This window comes from Microbacterium sp. NPDC055910 (assembly GCF_042271185.1).
Taxonomy (GTDB): domain Bacteria; phylum Actinomycetota; class Actinomycetes; order Actinomycetales; family Microbacteriaceae; genus Microbacterium.
Window position 1 is genome coordinate 34,131 of record NZ_JBHJZS010000012.1, and the last position, 20,155, is coordinate 54,285.

Below are 20,155 nucleotides of genomic sequence, written 5' to 3' on the forward strand. Positions count from 1 at the left end.
CCTCAGCGCGCACGCGGGTGCGACGTGACGTAGACATCGCGCAGGGTGTCGACCGAGACATGGGTGTAGATCTGCGTCGTCGCAACCGACGCGTGCCCGAGCAGCTCCTGCACGACGCGCACGTCGGCGCCGCCCTGCAGCAGATGCGTCGCGAACGAATGGCGCAGCGTGTGGGGTGACACATGAGCGGTGAGACTCGCCCGCTGGGCGGCATCCCGGATCACGAGCCACGCGCTCTGTCGCGACAGCGGCGCACCGCGCGTCCCGAGGAACAGTCGCGGCGACGCGATGCCCCTCCGCGCCAGTTCCGGCCGCACCCGGGTGAGGTACGCATCGACGGCGGCACGCGCGTACGACCCGATCGGCACGATCCGCTCCTTGTCGCCCTTCCCCCGCACGCGCAGCACATCACCGTGCGCGAGGTCGTCGACGTCGAGCTGCACGATCTCGGACACGCGGGCACCGGTCGCGTAGAGCAGTTCGAGCAGAGCGCGGTCCCGGATCCCCCGCAGGTCGCCGGGCGCGGCGTCCGACGGCGCGGGACCCGCGGCATCCAACAGCTGCTCGACCTGCTCGATCGTGAGCGCCTTCGGCAGCCGACGCGCCTGCTTGGGCGGCCGCAGGCGCTGCGTCGGGTCGTCCAGCCCGATCCCTTCCCGCACCAGAAAACGATGCAAGCCGCGAACCGACGATTGCAGACGAGCGAGGCTGGATGCCGCAGGTGCGGGATCCGCCGACGCTCGGGCCGCCGCGAACGACGCGACGAGCTCGGCCGTCACCTCGCCGGAATCGGTGACGCCCTGCCCGCGGAGCCATTCCACGTACACGGCGAGGTCACGCCCGTAGGCGGCCACGGTGTGATCGGAGAGTCCGCGCTCGATCGCGGTATGACGCAGGAACGCATCGACGGCCCGCTCGAGCTGCATGTCACCCCTCGGCGGATGCGCCGGCGCGCAGCCGTTCGGCTGCCGCGAACACCCCCACCGCGAGGATCCCGTTGCGCATCCGGCCCGCGAGGACACCCGCGATCACGTCGTCGAGCGGCATCCACGCGACGCGGATGTCGGCCTCTTCGGCTTCGCGCGCATGCGCCGTCTCGACGGAGGAGAGCCCACGTGCGAGGAAGACATGCACGACCTCGTCGTTTCCGCCGGGCGTCGTGAAGACGCTCACGAGGGGCTCCCACTGCGCGGCGCGCAGGTCGGCTTCCTCGGCGAGCTCGCGGACCGCCGTCTCGACGGGCGCCTCGCCGACGACGTCGAGCAGGCCGGCGGGGATCTCCCAATCGCGCCGTCTGATGGGATGCCGGTACTGCTGCACGAGCAGGACCCGGCCGTCGTCGTCGAGGGCGACGACGGCCGCGGCCCCCGGATGGTCCACGTACTGCCGCACGATCTCGCCGCCGCCGTAGCGGACGGTGTCGCTGCGGACATTCCACACGTGCCCCTCGTAGACGAGCTCGCTGTCCACGACGAGGTGGTCGACGGGCTCGTCCGCCAGGGGCGCGGGATCAGCCATTGTCGACGTCGAAGAGCTCGCTGGAGCGATGCCGCTCGAGCGCGGCGCCGATCAACCCGCGGAACAGCGGGTGCGCGTTCGTCGGGCGCGAGCGCAGTTCGGGGTGCGCCTGCGTCGCGATGTAGTACGGGTGCACGTCGCGCGGCAACTCGACGAATTCGACGAGGTCCAGGTCGGGGTTGATCCCGGAGAAGACCAGGCCCGCGTCGGAGATCTGGTCGCGGTAGCGGTTGTTGACCTCGTAGCGGTGTCGGTGCCGCTCCTCGACGCGCAGCGATCCGTACACCTCGGCGGCGATGGATCCCTCCGCCAGATCGGCGGGATACAGGCCGAGACGCATCGTGCCGCCCAGGTCACCGCCGGCGAGGATGTCGATCTGCTCCTCCATCGTGGCGATCACGGGGTGCGACGTGTCGGGGTCGAACTCGCTCGACGATGCGTCCTCGATGCCGGCGACATGGCGGGCGTACTCGATCACCATGCACTGCAGGCCCAGGCAGATGCCGAGGGTCGGGATGCCCTGTTCCCGGGCGAATTTCAGCGCGCCCAGCTTGCCGTCGATGCCGCGGATGCCGAAGCCGCCCGGGACGATGATGCCGTCGAGCTCCCCCAGCGCCTTCTCGGCCCCTTCGGGTGTCTCGCACTCGTCCGAGGGGATCCAGCGGATGGTGACGTGGGTCTCCTGTGCGAAACCTCCCGCCTTGAGTGCTTCGGTGACCGAGAGGTATGCGTCGGGCAGGTCGATGTACTTGCCGACGAGCCCGATCGTGACCTCGTGCTTGGGGTTGTGCACGGCCGAGAGCACGCGACTCCAGCGCGACCAGTCGACCTCGGCCGCCTTCGTGAGGCCGAGCGAGCGGACGATGTAGTCGTCGAGGCCCTGCTCGTTGAGCATCGAGGGGATGTCGTAGATGCTCGGCACGTCGACGGCATTGACGACCGCGCTCTCGTCGACGTCGCACATGAGCGCGATCTTGCGCTTGTTCGACTCGGTGACGGGGCGATCGCTGCGCAGCACGAGCGCGTCGGGCTGGATGCCGATCGAGCGGAGCGCGGCGACGGAGTGCTGCGTGGGCTTGGTCTTCTGCTCGCCCGAGGCGCCCATGAACGGCACGAGCGAGACGTGCACGAAGAAGACGTTGCCGCGGCCGAGCTCGTGGCGGATCTGGCGTGCCGACTCGATGAACGGCTGCGACTCGATGTCGCCGACCGTGCCGCCGATCTCGGTGATGATGACGTCGGGACGCGGATCCTCGGTCGCCTGCAGGCGCATGCGCCGCTTGATCTCGTCGGTGATGTGCGGAATGACCTGCACCGTGTCGCCGAGGTATTCGCCGCGGCGTTCGCGCGCGATCACACGGGAGTAGATCTGCCCCGTCGTGACATTGGCGGCCTCGCTCAGCTCGATGTCGAGGAACCGTTCGTAGTGGCCGATGTCGAGATCGGTCTCGGCGCCGTCGTCGGTCACGAAGACCTCGCCGTGCTGGAACGGGTTCATCGTGCCGGGGTCGACGTTGAGGTACGGGTCGAGCTTCTGCATCACCACGCGCAGCCCGCGCGCCGTCAGCAGATTGCCCAGACTCGCCGCCGTGAGGCCCTTCCCCAACGAGGAGACGACACCCCCGGTCACGAAGATGTGCTTGGTGGTGTCGTCGGTGGATCCCGCGGAAATCGTTCCGGAATCAGAAGTCTGCATCACGGGCTTCAATCCTATCAGTCGGTCTCGGCGCCGAGGTCGAGCAGTTCTCGAGCGTGGGACAACGCGGCATCCGAATCGGGCATCCCCGACAGCAGTCTCGCCATCTCGGCCTCGCGCTCCGCACCCTGAAGTCGGCGCACATCCGACGCCGTCACGGATCCGTCGCTCGCCTTGACGACCGAGAGGTGGTTCGAGGCGAAGGCGGCGACCTGCGCGAGGTGGGTGACGGCGATGACCTGCGACGTGCGTGCCAGTCGCGCCAGGCGCCGCCCCACCTCGATCGCGGCCGCGCCTCCGATTCCGGCGTCGACTTCGTCGAAGACGAACGTCGGAACGGGATCGGTGCCGGCGATGACGACTTCGATCGCGAGCATGACGCGGCTCAGCTCTCCGCCGGATGCCCCTTTGGAGACGGGTCGCAGCGTCGCTCCCGGATGGGCAGCGAGGAGGATCACGACGTCGTCGCGGCCGAACGCGGTCTCATGGCCCGCAGTGACGGAGACTTCGACGCGCGCGTCGGGCATGGCGAGCTCTCGCAGCTCGGCCGTCACGACGTCGCCGAGGGCCGCTGCGGCGATCTCACGAGCCGCCGTGAGAGCCGCGGCGGCGGTGTCCAGAGCGGATGCCGCGTCGTCACGCTCGTCGCTCAGTCGCTCGATGCGGTCGTCGTCGTCATCGAGCTCCGCCAGGCGCGCCGATCCGCTCTCCCGCAGCTCGATCGCGCGCTCGAGCGACCCGTGGACGCGGATGAGCGCGCCGAGCACGGAGCGACGTTCTTCGACGGCGGCGAGTTCATGCGGACCCGCATCATCGATGTCGGCGAGGTACCCGGACAGCGACATGGCGAGATCTTCGATGCGGTAGCCGAGATCGGCGACCTGGGCTGCGAGCTCTTCCAGCGCGGGATCGTGCGCGCGCTCGAGAGCACGGCGCGCCTCGGCCACGAGCGCGGTCGCGTCAGGCTGTTCGCCGTCGCCCGAGAGGGCGGCGCGCGCCGTCGCGGCAGCCAGGCGCAGCTCTTCGGCGTTCCCGAGCCGCTCCGCCCGCACGGTCAGCTCCGCGTCCTCTCCCGGCGACGGGTCCGCCTGCTCGATCTCGGCGAGCTGCGCCCTCAGCTCGTCGGCTTCGCGGGCGCGGGTATCGCGCTCGGCGCGAAGCGTCGTCAGCTCGCGATCGGCGGTGCGCCAGCGCTCGTATGCCGCCGCGTAGTCGTGCAGGGCGGACCGGACCGGCTCCCCGCCGAAGCGGTCGAGTGCATCTCGCTGCGCGGCCGCCGAGGTCAGTCGCAGCTGGTCGGACTGCCCGTGCAGCACGACGAGGTGCTCGGCGAGGTCCGCGAGCACACCGGCGGGAGCAACGCGGCCGCCGACGGACGCCCGCCCCCGGCCTTCGCTCGAGATCGACCGCCCGACGTAGAGCTCGGCACGCCCGTCGCCGAGTGCGTCGAGATCGCCTCCCGCGTCGCGGACGCGCTGCGCGACCGGACCCGTGTCGGGCACGATCCACACACCGTCGACCGCCGCCTGGGCAGCCCCGGCCCGCACCGCGCCCGAGTCGGCGCGCTGCCCCAGCAACAGGCCGAGACCGGTCACGACCATCGTCTTTCCGGCTCCGGTCTCACCGGTGATCGCGGTGAAGCCGGGGCCGATGGGCAGCGTCGCCTCGGCGATCACACCGAGATCGCGAAGGCGCATCTCCTCGATCACGGCGCGGCGTCCGCTCCGCCGGTCTCGCTCGTGATCGCGGCGGGCCCTCGCCACCCGGCGACCGGAAGCCGGAACTTGCGCACGAGCCGATCGGTGAAGGCGGCGGGATGCAGCCGCGCCAGGCGGACCGGACGCGGTGATCGGCGCACGACGACGCGCGCACCGGGCGGCAGGTCATGCGAACGGCGGCCGTCGCACCACAGGATGCCGACGCCGTTCGTGCGTTCGAGCACCTCGATCGCGACGGCGTGCTCGGGCCCGACGACGAGCGGCTTGGCGAACAACGCATGCGCCGAGAGCGGGACGACCGAGATCGCCTCGACGGTGGGCCAGATGACGGGCCCCCCGGCCGAGAAGTTGTACGCCGTCGAGCCGGTCGGGGTCGACACGACCACACCGTCGCAGCCGAAGGAGGACAGAGGACGCCCGTCGATCTCGATGACGACTTCGAGCATGCGCTCACGGCTCGCCTTCTCGACCGTGGCTTCGTTGAGCGCCCACGTCTCGTAGATGATGCTGTCGTGGGCGTCTTTGACGCGCACCTGCAATGCGAGACGCTCTTCGACCCGGTAGTCGCGCTCGACGACGCGGCGCACGGCATCGTCGAGTTCGTCCCTCTCGATCTCGGCGAGGAAGCCGACGTGGCCCATGTTGATCCCGAGCACGGGCGCCGTGCTCTCGCGCACGAGCTCGGCGGCACGCAGGATCGTGCCGTCGCCGCCGAGCACGATCGCGAGCTCGATGTCATCGACCGGAACATCGATCCCGAGCCGCGCGATGCCGTGGAACGAGTCGAGCACGTCGCCGAGCTCGGCGGCATCCTCCGGCACGAGGACAGGCCGCGCGCCGGCGTCCTGCAGCGCGCGGATCACCCGATCAGCGGCATCCACCGTGTCGTCTCGTCGCGCGTGCGCGACGACGAGGATGCTGCGCTGCGGCTGTGTCATGGGCTCCCCGCCAGTCGGTTCACGGTGCTCGACCATTCTGACGGATCGTCCCCTCGGCCCGGGGCCAGATGCACGACATACTCGCTGTTGCCGTGCGTGCCGACGATGGGTGAGGGGATGAGGCCGAGCACGCCGAAGCCCTCATCCCATGCGTGCCAGAGAACGCGCGAGACCGCGTCGGCGCGCAGGACGGGGTTCGTCACGAGCCCGCCCTTGACCGACGTCCTGCCGACCTCGAACTGCGGCTTGATGAGCAGGACGACGTCGGCATCGGGCGCGACGACCCCCCGGACGGCAGGCAGCACGTGCGCGAGCGAGATGAACGCGAGATCGCCCGTCACGAGGGACGGCGCGGCGGTGATGCCGCTCACGGCGGCGAGCGATTGCGCCGTCATGTGCCGCACGTTGAAGCCTTCGACGGACACGACGGCGGGATCGTCCGCGATGGATGCCGCGAGCTGGTCGTGCCCCACATCGACGGCGATGACGGGGTGGGCGCCGCGCTCACGCAGCACCTGTGTGAACCCTCCCGTGGAAGCGCCCATGTCCAGCGCGACGCGTCCTGAGACGACGATCGAGAAGGCGTCGAGGCCGGCGATGAGCTTGTGGGCCGCGCGGCTGACGTAACGGTCTGCGCCCTCGACGACGAGCGCGGAGTCCTCGTCGACGGGGGTCGACGGCTTCACGACGGGCCGCCCGTCGACCGTCACAAGGCCGCCCGAGATGAGCGTCGCGGCATGCGTGCGCGATCGGGCGAGTCCGCGCGCGGCCAGGGCAGCGTCGAGGCGGACTGTCACGGGCGTCCGTGGCCGGTGACGTCGGTGTCGAGCCGTCGCGAGAGGGAATCATGCAGCGACGCGTATGCCGCGGCCCGTGACGCGAGTGGCTGGGCCTCGATCACCTCGAGGCTCGACAGCAGGTCGCTCGCGTCTTCGATCGCCGCAGACTCTTCCATGTCGACAGGATACGTCCCCCCGCCGACGCGCCGGGGTGTCACGGCCGGTGGAACGGATCCGCGTAGAGCGCTTCGGGCACGCGGAACCCGAAGATCGCGCGGCCGGTGTCCCAGATCGCCTTCGCTCCCGCGCGCAGCAGGTCGAGCGGGTCGTCCCCCTCCGAGAGGATGCGCACGTCGGGGCCGTCGATGCGGACGCTCGCACCGCGTACCGTCACGACACCGTCGCGGACGCGGGCGACGGGATACGGCTCATGCAGATCACGCAGGTCGCGCAGCAGATACGTGGGCTGCGAGCCGGCGGGCGCGGCGAGCACGTGCTTGGGGCGGTCGATGCCGGTCAGCACGAGTGCCGAGGGGATGCCCGCGCGATTGGCACCGAGGATGTCGGTATCGAGGCGGTCGCCGAGGAACAGCGGATGCTGCGCGCCGAACCGGGCGACGGCCTCGTCGAAGATCGGGACTTCGGGCTTTCCCGCGACCGTCGCCAGACGGCCGACGGCGGTGTGCACGGCGGACACGAGGGTCCCGTTCCCGGGTGCCACACCGCGAGCCTGCGGAATGGTCCAGTCGGTATTGGTGGCGATCCACGGGATGCCCCCCTCCGCCTCGGGCAGCTTCAGCGCGAAAGCGGCTTCGGCCAGCTGAGTCCAGCCCACCTCCGGGGCGAAGCCCTGCACGACGGCGGCCGGATCGTCCTCGGCGCTGCGGGTCACGACGAAGCCGGCCTTCTCGACCTCGACGACGAGCCCCTCTCCCCCGACGACGAGCACCGTCGCGCCGGCGGGAATCGTGGTCGCGAGCAGTCGCATCGCCGCCTGCGGGCTGGTCACCACCTCATCGGGCTCGGTGCGCAGCCCGAGGTCGGTGAGATGCCGTGCGACGCTGATGTCGGTACGCGAGGCATTGTTGGTGATGTACGCCAGGCGCCGTCCCTCGCGCGCGCGGGTCAAGCTGTCGATGGCGTGCGGAATCGGGCCTGGACCGGCGTAGACGACGCCGTCGAGGTCCGCGAGGATCACGTCGACGCCGTCGAGCGGTGTCTGTGCGCGGTCGCGGCGGAAGAGCGCCATCAGGCGTCGTCCTCCTCGTCGATCCCCGCTTCCGCAGGAATCTCGGCGACCTCACCATCGATCGACCCGGCGCCGGCCGTGGCGGTGCTGGCGACGTCGACGTCGACGGGCGCGAGAGCGACGGACATCGCGGGTTCGTCGTCCGAGGCGTCGTCCGACTCGAAGATCTCCTCGACGATCACGGTCTCCAGATCCCCCGCTCCGCTGGCGGCGTCCAGCGCGTCCGCGGCCACGACGGCCCGTCGCTGCCATTGCGCGGCCTCATCGTCGCGCCCGAGCTCTTCGAGTACCGCCGCGCGCGCAGCGAACAGCGCCGGGCTCCACTCGAATGCCCGATCGGGATCGAGTTCGGGGATGTCGAGCTCGAGGAGTGCCCGCTCGGGCTCACCGAGATCGAGTCGCGCACCCGACATCGCGATCGCCAGTTCCACCCGCACCGGCGCGGGCAGCGCCGTGCGTTCGACGGCACGGCCGGCCTCGAGCGCGCGGTCGGGACGCCCGACACCGCGTTCGCTGTCGACGAGAAGAGCGATCTGGTCGTCGCTTCCCGAGATGCGCCGGTACGTGCGCAGCTCGCGAAGAGCCAGTGCATAGTCGCCGGTGGCGTATGCCGTGATCGCGAGCGTCTCGCGCACGACGGCGATGCGCCCGGCTCGGCGCGATGCGGACAGCGCGTGCTCATGCGCGAGCGCGGGGTCATCGTCGATCAGCTTCGCCGCCATCGCGAGATGGCGCGCCACGCCTTCGGCGTTCTCCTTGCTCAGTGTCTTGAGCTCGTTGCGTGCACTCGGGTGCAGGTCCTGCGGCGTGATGTCATCGGGGATCGCGGGGTCGTCGTGTCGCGGCCGGACCGCGCGGATCTCTTCGGGACGCGTCGCCCGGTCGGGCCGTCCTGCCCCGCCTCGCGTCGGACGGCCGGACGCGTCACGGGTTCCCTCACGCTTCTGGTAGGGCTTGCGATCGCCGTCGCGCGCAGTGAAGGGTTTGCGGTCACCGTCACGCTTCGCGTACGGCTTGCGGTCACCATCACGCTTTTCGTACGGCTTACGCTGGCCATCGCGCTGTTCGTACGGCTTACGATCACCATCGCGGCCCACGTACGGCTTCCGCTCGCCATCGCGCTTCTCATACGGCTTACGCTCACCGTCGCGGGGGACAAAGGGCTTCCGCTCTCCGTCGCGCTTCGCGTACGGCTTGCGCTCGCCATCGCGCTTCTCGTACGGCTTCCGCGCGCCGGCGGAGCGATCGCCCCGCGACGCCTGTCGAGAGCGGTCGTTGCGGTCGTGCTTCGGCTCGCGCTCGGAAGCGCCGTCGCGCTGCTCCTGGTCTGCCATTCGTCGCTCCTTCAGCGTGCGGGTTCGAAAAATCACCCCTGAAACGCGAAAGGGCCACCCAGCATTGGGTGGCCCTTTCTCGAAAGAAGTCCGGCGGTGTCCTACTCTCCCACAGGGTCCCCCCTGCAGTACCATCGGCGCTATGAGGCTTAGCTTCCGGGTTCGGAATGTAACCGGGCGTTTCCCTCACGCTATGGCCGCCGAAACACTATTGATGTTTCAATCAGCATAACAAAGTCATTGTCATGCGGTTCTCGACCGTACATCGAGAACCACTCAGTGGACGCAAGCACCAAAAACGGTGTGTTATCAAGTCATCGGCTTATTAGTACCGGTCAGCTTCACGTGTTACCACGCTTCCACATCCGGCCTATCAACCCAGTAGTCTGGCTGGGAGCCTCTCGCCCGAAGGCATGGAAATCTCATCTTGAGGCCGGCTTCCCGCTTAGATGCTTTCAGCGGTTATCCATCCCGAACGTAGCTAATCAGCGGTGCTCCTGGCGGAACAACTGACACACCAGAGGTTCGTCCAACCCGGTCCTCTCGTACTAGGGTCAGATCCTCTCAAATTTCCTACGCGCGCAGCGGATAGGGACCGAACTGTCTCACGACGTTCTAAACCCAGCTCGCGTACCGCTTTAATGGGCGAACAGCCCAACCCTTGGGACCTACTCCAGCCCCAGGATGCGACGAGCCGACATCGAGGTGCCAAACCATGCCGTCGATATGGACTCTTGGGCAAGATCAGCCTGTTATCCCCGAGGTACCTTTTATCCGTTGAGCGACAGCGCTTCCACAAGCCACTGCCGGATCACTAGTCCCGACTTTCGTCCCTGCTCGACCTGTCAGTCTCACAGTCAAGCTCCCTTGTGCACTTACACTCGCCACCTGATTGCCAACCAGGTTGAGGGAACCTTTGGGCGCCTCCGTTACTTTTTGGGAGGCAACCGCCCCAGTTAAACTACCCACCAGGCACTGTCCCTGAACCGGATTACGGTTCGAAGTTAGATATCCAGAGTGACCAGAGTGGTATTTCAACAATGACTCCACATGAACTAGCGTCCACGCTTCAAAGTCTCCCACCTATCCTACACAAGCCACACCGAACACCAATACCAAGCTGTAGTAAAGGTCACGGGGTCTTTCCGTCCTGCTGCGCGTAACGAGCATCTTTACTCGTAGTGCAATTTCGCCGAGTTCGCGGTTGAGACAGTTGGGAAGTCGTTACGCCATTCGTGCAGGTCGGAACTTACCCGACAAGGAATTTCGCTACCTTAGGATGGTTATAGTTACCACCGCCGTTTACTGGGGCTTAAATTCTCAGCTTCGCCTTACGGCTAACCGGTCCTCTTAACCTTCCAGCACCGGGCAGGCGTCAGTCCGTATACATCGTCTTGCGACTTGGCACGGACCTGTGTTTTTAGTAAACAGTCGCTACCCACTAGTCTCTGCGGCCTCCAAACGCTTTCGGAGCAAGTCCTAATACGTCGAAGGCCCCCCTTCTCCCGAAGTTACGGGGGCATTTTGCCGAGTTCCTTAACCACGATTCTCTCGATCTCCTTGGTATTCTCTACCTGACCACCTGAGTCGGTTTGGGGTACGGGCAGCTAGAACCTCGCGTCGATGCTTTTCTCGGCAGCATAGGATCACCCACTTTTCATCCGCATCGTGTCTCAGCCATCATGAGCGACGGATTTGCCTATCGCTCGGCCTACGCACTTGCACCAGGACTACCATCGCCTGGCTTGGGCTACCTTCCTGCGTCACACCTGTTAATACGCTAGCCGCACCAGCATGGGGTCGAGCGTTCACCAAGACGTCATCACCCCGAAGGGATCCGAACATTCCTGGCTAGGACTCTTAGCACCACTGGATTGGCTTGGGCGGTTCTTCGCCGGTACGGGAATATCAACCCGTTGTCCATCGACTACGCCTGTCGGCCTCGCCTTAGGTCCCGACTTACCCAGGGAAGATTAGCTTGACCCTGGAACCCTTGGTCTTTCGGAGGACGTGTTTCTCACACGTCTTTCGCTACTCATGCCTGCATTCTCACTCGTGTAGCCTCCACGGCTGGTTCACACCGCCGCTTCGCTGGCCACACGACGCTCTCCTACCCATCAACACGGCTGGACCACGAAGGCCTACCAATAATGTCAATGCCACAACTTCGGTGGCGTGCTTGAGCCCCGTTACATTGTCGGCGCGGAATCACTTGACCAGTGAGCTATTACGCACTCTTTCAAGGGTGGCTGCTTCTAAGCCAACCTCCTGGTTGTCTGTGCAACTCCACATCCTTTCCCACTTAGCACGCGCTTTGGGACCTTAGTTGGTGGTCTGGGTTGTTTCCCTCTCGACTATGAAGCTTATCCCCCACAGTCTCACTGCTGCGCTCTCACTTACCGGCATTCGGAGTTTGGCTGACGTCAGTAACCTTGTAGGGCCCATCGGCCATCCAGTAGCTCTACCTCCGGCAAGAAACACGCAACGCTGCACCTAAATGCATTTCGGAGAGAACCAGCTATCACGAAGTTTGATTGGCCTTTCACCCCTATCCACAGCTCATCCCCTCAGTTTTCAACCTAAGTGGGTTCGGTCCTCCACGCGCTCTTACACGCGCTTCAACCTGGCCATGGATAGATCACTTCGCTTCGGGTCTAGGACATGCGACTGAATCGCCCTATTCAGACTCGCTTTCGCTACGGCTACCCCACTCGGGTTAACCTCGCCACATATCGCTAACTCGCAGGCTCATTCTTCAAAAGGCACGCTGTCACCCCTACTAAGGAGGCTCCAACGGTTTGTAAGCAAACGGTTTCAGGTACTATTTCACTCCCCTCCCGGGGTACTTTTCACCTTTCCCTCACGGTACTTGTCCGCTATCGGTCATCTGGGAGTATTTAGGCTTATCAGGTGGTCCTGACAGATTCACACGGGATTTCTCGGGCCCCGTGCTACTTGGGATACTCTTCGCGCCAAGGGAGGCATTTCGACTACGGGGTTGGCACCCTCTTTGACCGGCCTTTCAAGACCGTTCGTCTATACCTTCTTGTAACGCCGGCTGCTCGGCAGAGCAACCTGAAAAGTCCCACAACCCCGAATACGCAACTCCTGCCGGATATCACACGTACTCGGTTTAGCCTGTTCCGGTTTCGCTCGCCACTACTAACGGAATCGCGGTTGCTTTCTCTTCCTGTGGGTACTGAGATGTTTCACTTCCCCACGTTCCCTCTACCCGCCCTATATATTCAGGCGGGAGTCACTGGGTCGGCAAGCCGCCCAGCGGGGTTTCCCCATTCGGAGACCCTCGGATCAAAGTGTGCTTATCCACTCCCCGAGGCTTATCGCAGATTGCTACGTCCTTCTTCGGCTCCAGATGCCAAGGCATCCACCGTTTGCTCTTAAAGACTTGAAATCACATGAGTTTTATCAGAATCGACATCGAACCGAAGTCCGACATGAAATTGACTAATGATCTTTAAGATCATCTATATGAACTGACAGAATCAGTTCAAAGATGCTCGCGTCCACTGTGTAGTTCTCAAAGTACGGGCGGTACCCTCACGTCATGCCATCACGGCAATCAGAAAAGGCCCTGAGGATCGTCTGGCCCGAGCCGAAGCCCGGGCACATCCGGTCCCTCAGGACCCAACAGCGTGCACGTGCCGACAGCGTCACCAGAACCGTTCCCGCTGCAAGCAGCGTACTGAGTCCGGGATCCCCCGATCGGCACCTCGTCAAATGTTCCACCCATGAGCTGACCCCCCGAAGACAGACGCTCCGAGCGGGCTCTAAGATCTCCGAAAAGACCCAGATGCTCCTTAGAAAGGAGGTGATCCAGCCGCACCTTCCGGTACGGCTACCTTGTTACGACTTAGTCCTAATTACCGATCCCACCTTCGACGGCTCCCTCCACAAGGGTTAGGCCACCGGCTTCAGGTGTTACCGACTTTCATGACTTGACGGGCGGTGTGTACAAGACCCGGGAACGTATTCACCGTGGCGTTGCTGATCCACGATTACTAGCGACTCCGACTTCATGAGGTCGAGTTGCAGACCTCAATCCGAACTGGGACCGGCTTTTTGGGATTCGCTCCACCTTACGGTATCGCAGCCCTTTGTACCGGCCATTGTAGCATGCGTGAAGCCCAAGACATAAGGGGCATGATGATTTGACGTCATCCCCACCTTCCTCCGAGTTGACCCCGGCAGTATCCCATGAGTTCCCACCATTACGTGCTGGCAACATAGAACGAGGGTTGCGCTCGTTGCGGGACTTAACCCAACATCTCACGACACGAGCTGACGACAACCATGCACCACCTGTTTACGAGTGTCCAAAGAGTTGACCATTTCTGGCCCGTTCTCGTATATGTCAAGCCTTGGTAAGGTTCTTCGCGTTGCATCGAATTAATCCGCATGCTCCGCCGCTTGTGCGGGTCCCCGTCAATTCCTTTGAGTTTTAGCCTTGCGGCCGTACTCCCCAGGCGGGGAACTTAATGCGTTAGCTGCGTCACGGAATCCGTGGAATGGACCCCACAACTAGTTCCCAACGTTTACGGGGTGGACTACCAGGGTATCTAAGCCTGTTTGCTCCCCACCCTTTCGCTCCTCAGCGTCAGTTACGGCCCAGAGATCTGCCTTCGCCATCGGTGTTCCTCCTGATATCTGCGCATTCCACCGCTACACCAGGAATTCCAATCTCCCCTACCGCACTCTAGTCTGCCCGTACCCACTGCAGGCCCGAGGTTGAGCCTCGGGGTTTCACAGCAGACGCGACAAACCGCCTACGAGCTCTTTACGCCCAATAATTCCGGATAACGCTTGCACCCTACGTATTACCGCGGCTGCTGGCACGTAGTTAGCCGGTGCTTTTTCTGCAGGTACCGTCACTTTCGCTTCTTCCCTGCTAAAAGAGGTTTACAACCCGAAGGCCGTCGTCCCTCACGCGGCGTTGCTGCATCAGGCTTGCGCCCATTGTGCAATATTCCCCACTGCTGCCTCCCGTAGGAGTCTGGGCCGTGTCTCAGTCCCAGTGTGGCCGGTCACCCTCTCAGGCCGGCTACCCGTCGACGCCTTGGTGAGCCGTTACCTCACCAACAAGCTGATAGGCCGCGAGCTCATCCCTGACCGAAATTCTTTCCAACTGCTGAAGATGCCTTCACAGCTCGTATCCGGTATTAGCAGCTGTTTCCAACTGTTATCCCAGAGTCAGGGGCAGATTGCTCACGTGTTACTCACCCGTTCGCCACTGATCCAGCAGAGCAAGCTCCACCTTCACCGTTCGACTTGCATGTGTTAAGCACGCCGCCAGCGTTCATCCTGAGCCAGGATCAAACTCTCCGTAAAGAAATATTGCTGACCTCGACCGGAAAAAGACCGAAGCAGCGAGTTTGAACTGACCAAATGGATGCCATTGCTGACATATCCGTTGCCGACCCGAAGGCCGGACTTTGATCCAAAGGAATCTCATCCAGCAAAGCTGGAACGAGGTAATTTGGCATTTGACAAGTGCACGCTGTTGAGTTCTCAAGGATCGGATGCTCCTGCTACTCGGCCTCTCAGCTCCGCCCGCAGGGCAACTTCTCTATCTTACCCCTCTCGCTCTGCTTGTCAAATCGGCTCACCGTGACTGTTTCAGAGTCTCCGGTCAGCACTCTTCGCAAGCTTCGAGGAGTGGGATCCTCCATCCTAGACCCGAAGGCCGCGATCCTCAAGAGGATAAGAATGGGGCTGGTTCTCCACTTGAGGGGGGTAAGGCTCTCGGCCTCTCCGCTTCCCTGTGGGGCGAACGAGTACTAAGTTACGTGGCTCCCAGAGGTACGGCAAATCTTGCTCGCATCCCGGGCGTGTCGCCGCATGATTCCGCGATTTCCCGCCGGCACACTCGATCACCGGCCGACACGGCGCAGGGCTGACCGCCGTACCTGGGCGAGGATCGCCAACGCGACAGTGGCCGCACCCCACACGGCGCACGCGGGCGGAAGCACGCGGTACGCCAGGTGCGCCGCCGTGAAGTCCTCGTCGAGCGGCCCGAACTGCGCGAGCCCCCAGCACCATCCGCCGATGAGGATCGCCGGCAGCGAGAGCCACCACGCTCCGCGCACCCACGCGGGGAGAACGCGCACGACCGGTGCGACAGCATCCGCTCGAACGAACCAGACGAGCATCCAGGCACCGATGATCGCGAGTCCGAGCACGCTGGATCCGTGCTGGAGCCAGGCATACCCCGCCAGCGGACCCCACCGCTCGTCGAGCATCGGGACGAGGTCCACGCCCCAGCGCCCTTCGTGGGTGAACAGGTCCCACACGATGTGGGTCACGACGCCGAACACGAGCGAGAGGATCGTCATCGTGAGCGCGCGCCCCGAGAAGCCGCCCGATCTCGCGTATCCGATGGTCTCGCGCAGGGCGCCGGCCACGGGGGCATCCCATTCGCCGGGAAGCCTCTCGGCGAGCCGGCGCGGTGACAGCTCGCGCACCGCCGGCCGCAGCAGGCAGCGCCAGACGAGCAGAAGGACGAAAGCGAGCAGGACGGTCGCCGCGATCCAGGTCAGGTCATGCGTGCGGCCGTAGTGCAACGGCAGTCCCCGGACGAACAGCGGCAGATCCGGGGTCATCGCCCCGATCGCGATCGCCGCCGGCACGAGCGGCGTCCGTACGAACGGCAGCGCGACGACAGCGTGGCTCGGGGTGAACGGCATTCCTCAGGCGTCGACGAAGACGCCGGCCAGCGTCTTCTTGCCGCGGCGCAGCACAGACACCCCGCCGGGAAGCGCCCCCGTGATTTCGGCATCCTCGCCCGCGACCTTGACGCCGTCGACCGAGACACCACCCTGCGCGATGGCGCGGCGGGCTTCGGACAGGCTTGCGACGAGTCCCGTCTCGACGAGCGCCTGGGTCACGGCGGTCCCGCGGGGAACGCTCGTGTTCGGCAGCTCATCGAGCGCCGTGCGCAGCGTCGCCGCGTCGAGCGCGTGCAGATCCCCCTGACCGAAAAGCGCATCGGATGCCGCGATCACGGCCGACGTCGCCTCGACACCGTGCACGTAGGTCGTGACCTCGCGGGCGAGCCGGCGCTGCGCCTCGCGGCGGAACGGTTCGGCGGCGACGAGCCGCTCGTACTCCTCGATCTCGTCGCGCGTGAGGAACGTGAACACCTTGAGTCGCGAGACGACGTCGGCATCGTCGGTGTTGAGCCAGAACTGGTACATCCGGTACGGGCTGCACATCGTGGCATCCAGCCAGATCGCATTGCCTTCGCTCTTGCCGAACTTGGTGCCGTCGCTGTTGGTGATCAGCGGCGTGCCGATGGCGTGCACCGCCACACCCTCGACGCGGTGGATCAGATCCGTGCCGCTGGTGAGATTGCCCCACTGGTCGCTGCCGCCCGTCTGCAGCACGCAGTCGTACTGGCGGTGAAGCTCGAGGTAGTCCATGCCCTGCAGGATCTGGTAGCTGAACTCGGTGTAGCTGATGCCGGCCTCGGAGTTCAGACGGGCCGCGACGGCATCCTTCTTGAGCATCGTGCCGACGCGGTAGTGCTTGCCGACCTCGCGAAGGAAGTCGATCGCGCTCAGCGGCGCGGTCCAGTCGAGGTTGTTGACCAGGCGCGCCGCGTTGTCGCCGTCGAAGCTGAGGAATCGCTCGACCTGCGAGCGCAGACGCGTGACCCACTCCTCGATCGTCTCGCGCGTGTTCAGAGTGCGCTCGGCCGACGGACGCGGATCGCCGATGAGGCCCGTGGACCCGCCGACCAGTCCGAGCGGCTTGTGGCCGGCCAGCTGCAGTCGGCGCAGCAGAAGCAGCTGGACGAGATTGCCCAGGTGAAGACTCGGCGCGGTCGGATCGAAGCCGCAGTAATACGTGATCGGGTCACCCGAGAGCAGCGCGCGCAGCGCATCCTGATCGGTGGACACATGCACGAGTCCGCGCCAGACGATTTCGTCCCAGACGTTCTCGAACGTCGGATCGTTGGCAGGCGCGGTCGCGCTCACGAGGCTGGATGACACGCGTTTCAGGCTATCAGCGGCGACGGATGCCACGGACAGAGGTCGTCAGCGCGCCGCCCACCAGACGAGCAACGCCGCGGCGAGGGCGAGCACCCAGCTGACGAGACTGCCGACGAGGAAGAACTCGGCTCGGTTGCCGTCGGTGCTGTCGCGCGAGATCTCGGGGAAGCGGACGATGCCCTTCGCCGCGAGGACGGCGGCGATGAGGGTGTACGCGCCCGTGAGCATGAGTGCGAAGACGATCACGCGCTCCAGCGGCCCGATGAGACGCCCGCCTTTGAGTCCGCCTGCAGCTGGGGCCTCGGTCTCGTCCGGGACCGCCGTGTGCTCGGCGCGCAAAGCCGTGCGCACGACGATGTTGCTGGATTCGAGCAGGAACGCCACGGCGCCGACAACGAGCACGAGCAGGTCCACAGGCACGCTCTCGCCGGGTGCCGGCAGCGCCCACAGCGTGTCGAAAGCGGTCGTCGCCGCTCGCGGACCGGCGACGATGACGGCCCCCGCCAAGGCGGCCCCGAACAGACCGACGGGCCACAGCCCGGCCCGGGCCCCGCCTCGAGCGGGCATCGTGAGCACCCACGCCGCCGCGACGGCGAGCGCGACCAGACCCCAGACGGCGGCGTCGACGAGCACCGCGACGAGGAAGATCACCACCGCGGCGAGCGCCATTGCGATCCAACGGCGCCGCGTGGTCTGGAATTGGCGGATCAGGTCGGCGACGCCGACCGCAAGGAGCGCGAGGCCGGCCGCGATCATGTGCGCACCTCGCGGGCGAGCTGCGCGAGCCCCTCGATGATCGAGCCGGCGCCGGCGGTCGCGAGGGCCTGTGACACGGCCGATTGGCTGATGCCCTCCGCCCGCGCGAGGTCGGCCTGCGTCTGACCGCGACACCGGCCGTAGGTCAGGCGACGGGCGCGTGCGCTCATGGCGCCCACGACGTGGTCGCGCGACAGCGCGTAGGCGTTCGCGAGCCGGACGGTCTGTGCCATGGCGGCATCATGCCCTGCCGCGGCGGCGACCCACGTGCGCGCGCTCGGCGCGGTGCGCTTCTGCAGGCCGTGGACGATCTCGATCGCGTCGCGCGCCGCCCACCAGCCGGGACCCTCGGGGATGCTGCCGGCGGCAGTCCGCACGACCTCGAGATCGCCGACCCCGACGCCGAAGCGGCATTCGATGCCCTCGGGCAGCGCGAGCCGCAGCAGCAGGAGCGAGGTGAGAGCGGCGTCCAGCGTCGGATAGGTCGCCTGCTGTTCATCACCGACAGTCGGGTGCAGGGGGTCCAGCGCGAGAGGGAAGTGGGCGTGCACGCCCGCGATCGTGTCGTCGAGATCGCGCTGCGCATGGTCGCGGTCGGGAAGTCGGCGCGACCCGATGATGTCGGCGATGACAGCGATCTGCATAGGATCAGGCTATAGCTTATGTATGCAAATGAAAAGCCTAGGGCTTATTTATCTGGATGATCAGTTCAGACCGAGAACGCGGGCTGCGGACTGCACGCGCTCGACCAGCTGTGCACGTTGCTCGGCGACCCGCTCGGGCGCTGTTCCGCCGACCCCATCGCGGCTCGCGACGGAGCCCTCGATCGTGAGCACGCTGCGTACGTCGGGGTTCAGATGCGCCGACACCTCGGCGAGAAGGTCGTCCGAGGCATCCTCGAGTCCGATCCCCCGCGTCTCGCACGCGCGCACGAGCGAACCCGAGATCTCATGCGCGTCGCGGAAGGGGACTCCGCGCTTGACGAGCCACTCGGCGACGTCGGTCGCGAGTGAGAAGCCCTGCGGTGCGAGCTCCGCCATGCGATCGGTGTCGAACCGCATGGTCGCGACCATGCCCGCGAACGCCGGCAGCACCGTCTCGAGCGTGCGCACCGAGTCGAACACGGGTTCCTTGTCTTCCTGCAGGTCGCGGTTGTACGCCAGCGGAAGAGCCTTGAGCGTGGCGAGGAGACCGGAGAGGTTGCCGATGAGCCGGCCGGCTTTGCCTCGCGCCAGCTCGGCGATGTCGGGGTTCTTCTTCTGGGGCATGATGCTGGAGCCGGTCGAGTAGCGGTCGTCGAGCGTGACGAAGCCGAACTCCCGCGTGTTCCACAGGATGATCTCTTCGGCGAACCGCGACAGATCGACGCCGATCATCGCCGCGATGAAGGCGAACTCCGCCACGACGTCGCGGGCCGACGTTCCATCGATCGAGTTCTCGGCGGGCCGATCGAGGCCGAGTTCGGTCGCGACGAGCTGAGGATCGAGCCCGAGGGTCGATCCCGCGAGGGCGCCTCCGCCGTACGGCGAGACGGCGGCACGGGCCGCCCAGTCGCGCAGCCTCTCGACCTCGCGCACGAGCGGCCAGGCATGCGCCTGCAGGTGGTGGGCGAGCAGGACCGGCTGCGCGTGCTGCAGGTGCGTGCGTCCCGGCATGATGGCCGCGGAATGGGCCTCTGCCTGCGCGACGATCGCGTCGACGACGCGCAGGATGTCGCGCGCGATCGTGCGCGCATGGTCGAGCAGATACATCCGCACGAGCGTCGCGATCTGGTCGTTGCGGCTGCGGCCGGCGCGCAGCTTGCCGCCGAGCTCGGGACCCAGCTCGGCGATGAGCGCCTGCTCCAGTGCGCCGTGCACGTCTTCGTCCGATTCGGCAGCGACGAGGGTGCCGTCGGCGACACCGCGCGCCAGTGCGTCGAGGCCCACGTGCATCGCGTGCTCTTCGTCGACGGTGAGGTACCCTGCCGCGGCGAGCGCTTTCGCGTGCGCGTGCGATCCCGCGATGTCGTACAGTGCGAGGTCCCAGTCGAAGTGCGTCGAGCGGCTCAGCACGACCAGCTCGGGGGCCGGTCCCGAGGCGAATCGCGCTCCCCACAGTGCGCCCTCGTTGGTGCCGTGGCCATCGGTCGTCGGGGTGTCGTCGCTCACTCCGACAG

The 20,155-nt window shown here is 65.8% G+C and carries 14 protein-coding genes and 3 rRNA genes; all 17 read right to left on the minus strand.

The annotated features are described in order from the left end of the window. Positions 1 to 2: 2 nt before the first annotated feature. On the minus strand, positions 3 to 926 hold the full coding sequence (gene xerD, locus ACFC3F_RS07555; protein ID WP_376128158.1) for a site-specific tyrosine recombinase XerD: 924 nt from the start codon (positions 924 to 926) through the stop codon (positions 3 to 5). A 1-nt stretch (position 927) separates the two neighbouring features. After that, positions 928 to 1,518 carry an NUDIX domain-containing protein gene (locus tag ACFC3F_RS07560; protein WP_376128160.1) on the minus strand — a complete coding sequence of 197 codons (591 nt, stop codon included), beginning with the start codon at positions 1,516 to 1,518 and terminating at the stop codon, positions 928 to 930. Beyond that, complete coding sequence (locus tag ACFC3F_RS07565) at positions 1,511 to 3,214, minus strand: CTP synthase (protein WP_376128225.1); 1,704 nt, start codon at positions 3,212 to 3,214, stop codon at positions 1,511 to 1,513. The genes ACFC3F_RS07560 and ACFC3F_RS07565 overlap by 8 nt, the downstream gene beginning before the upstream one ends. Positions 3,215 to 3,231: 17 nt before the next feature. Beyond that, entirely contained in the window at positions 3,232 to 4,923 is a 1,692-nt protein-coding gene (recN, locus tag ACFC3F_RS07570; RefSeq protein ID WP_376128162.1) for a DNA repair protein RecN, read from the minus strand. Continuing rightward, positions 4,920 to 5,870, minus strand: a complete 951-nt coding sequence (locus ACFC3F_RS07575; protein WP_376128164.1) for an NAD kinase — start codon at positions 5,868 to 5,870, stop codon at positions 4,920 to 4,922. The genes recN and ACFC3F_RS07575 overlap by 4 nt, the downstream gene beginning before the upstream one ends. Further along, positions 5,867 to 6,667: a TlyA family RNA methyltransferase gene (locus ACFC3F_RS07580; protein ID WP_376128166.1), complete on the minus strand. Its 801-nt coding sequence runs from the start codon at positions 6,665 to 6,667 to the stop codon at positions 5,867 to 5,869. Before ACFC3F_RS07580 ends, ACFC3F_RS07575 begins: the two co-directional genes overlap by 4 nt. Next, positions 6,664 to 6,825, minus strand: coding sequence for a hypothetical protein (locus ACFC3F_RS07585; RefSeq protein ID WP_376128168.1), 162 nt, complete (start codon positions 6,823 to 6,825; stop codon positions 6,664 to 6,666). The genes ACFC3F_RS07580 and ACFC3F_RS07585 overlap by 4 nt, the downstream gene beginning before the upstream one ends. A gap of 38 nt (positions 6,826 to 6,863) precedes the next feature. Beyond that, on the minus strand, positions 6,864 to 7,898 hold the full coding sequence (locus ACFC3F_RS07590; RefSeq protein WP_376128169.1) for an HAD-IIA family hydrolase: 1,035 nt from the start codon (positions 7,896 to 7,898) through the stop codon (positions 6,864 to 6,866). Then, a complete protein-coding gene (locus ACFC3F_RS07595) occupies positions 7,898 to 9,232 on the minus strand; it encodes a primosomal protein (protein WP_376128171.1) in 1,335 nt (444 codons plus the stop codon). The genes ACFC3F_RS07590 and ACFC3F_RS07595 overlap by 1 nt, the downstream gene beginning before the upstream one ends. Before the next feature lie 88 nt (positions 9,233 to 9,320). Further along, a 5S ribosomal RNA gene (rrf, locus tag ACFC3F_RS07600) occupies positions 9,321 to 9,437 on the minus strand. 100 nt (positions 9,438 to 9,537) lie between these two features. Beyond that, positions 9,538 to 12,644: ribosomal RNA gene (locus tag ACFC3F_RS07605) — 23S ribosomal RNA — on the minus strand. A gap of 410 nt (positions 12,645 to 13,054) precedes the next feature. Next, positions 13,055 to 14,578 (minus strand): 16S ribosomal RNA (locus ACFC3F_RS07610). The 16S, 23S and 5S rRNA genes sit together here, the layout of an rRNA operon. Positions 14,579 to 15,120: 542 nt before the next feature. After that, entirely contained in the window at positions 15,121 to 15,933 is an 813-nt protein-coding gene (locus ACFC3F_RS07615) for a DUF4184 family protein (RefSeq protein ID WP_376128173.1), read from the minus strand. 3 nt (positions 15,934 to 15,936) lie between these two features. After that, a complete protein-coding gene (tyrS, locus tag ACFC3F_RS07620) occupies positions 15,937 to 17,241 on the minus strand; it encodes a tyrosine--tRNA ligase (protein WP_376128174.1) in 1,305 nt (434 codons plus the stop codon). Positions 17,242 to 17,286: 45 nt separating this feature from the next. Next, complete coding sequence (locus ACFC3F_RS07625; RefSeq protein WP_376128176.1) at positions 17,287 to 17,997, minus strand: hypothetical protein; 711 nt, start codon at positions 17,995 to 17,997, stop codon at positions 17,287 to 17,289. After that, positions 17,994 to 18,641: a SatD family protein gene (locus ACFC3F_RS07630; protein WP_376128178.1), complete on the minus strand. Its 648-nt coding sequence runs from the start codon at positions 18,639 to 18,641 to the stop codon at positions 17,994 to 17,996. Before ACFC3F_RS07630 ends, ACFC3F_RS07625 begins: the two co-directional genes overlap by 4 nt. A gap of 60 nt (positions 18,642 to 18,701) precedes the next feature. Beyond that, the gene (argH, locus tag ACFC3F_RS07635; RefSeq protein ID WP_376128179.1) at positions 18,702 to 20,147 is read right to left on the minus strand and encodes an argininosuccinate lyase; all 1,446 of its coding nucleotides are present in this window, start codon (positions 20,145 to 20,147) and stop codon (positions 18,702 to 18,704) included. Positions 20,148 to 20,155: the final 8 nt, after the last annotated feature.

Excerpts from the sequence above, each read along its gene's own strand:
- ACFC3F_RS07595 (WP_376128171.1), bottom strand. The coding sequence starts at position 9,232 with ATGGCAGACCAGGAGCAGCGCGACGGCGCTTCCGAGCGCGAGCCGAAG.
- ACFC3F_RS07615 (WP_376128173.1), bottom strand. The coding sequence starts at position 15,933 with ATGCCGTTCACCCCGAGCCACGCTGTCGTCGCGCTGCCGTTCGTACGG.
- ACFC3F_RS07585 (WP_376128168.1), bottom strand. The coding sequence starts at position 6,825 with ATGGAAGAGTCTGCGGCGATCGAAGACGCGAGCGACCTGCTGTCGAGC.
- ACFC3F_RS07630 (WP_376128178.1), bottom strand. The coding sequence starts at position 18,641 with ATGCAGATCGCTGTCATCGCCGACATCATCGGGTCGCGCCGACTTCCC.
- ACFC3F_RS07575 (WP_376128164.1), bottom strand. The coding sequence starts at position 5,870 with ATGACACAGCCGCAGCGCAGCATCCTCGTCGTCGCGCACGCGCGACGA.
- xerD (WP_376128158.1), bottom strand. The coding sequence starts at position 926 with ATGCAGCTCGAGCGGGCCGTCGATGCGTTCCTGCGTCATACCGCGATC.
- ACFC3F_RS07590 (WP_376128169.1), bottom strand. The coding sequence starts at position 7,898 with ATGGCGCTCTTCCGCCGCGACCGCGCACAGACACCGCTCGACGGCGTC.
- ACFC3F_RS07565 (WP_376128225.1), bottom strand. The coding sequence starts at position 3,214 with ATGCAGACTTCTGATTCCGGAACGATTTCCGCGGGATCCACCGACGAC.
- ACFC3F_RS07625 (WP_376128176.1), bottom strand. The coding sequence starts at position 17,997 with ATGATCGCGGCCGGCCTCGCGCTCCTTGCGGTCGGCGTCGCCGACCTG.
- ACFC3F_RS07560 (WP_376128160.1), bottom strand. The coding sequence starts at position 1,518 with ATGGCTGATCCCGCGCCCCTGGCGGACGAGCCCGTCGACCACCTCGTC.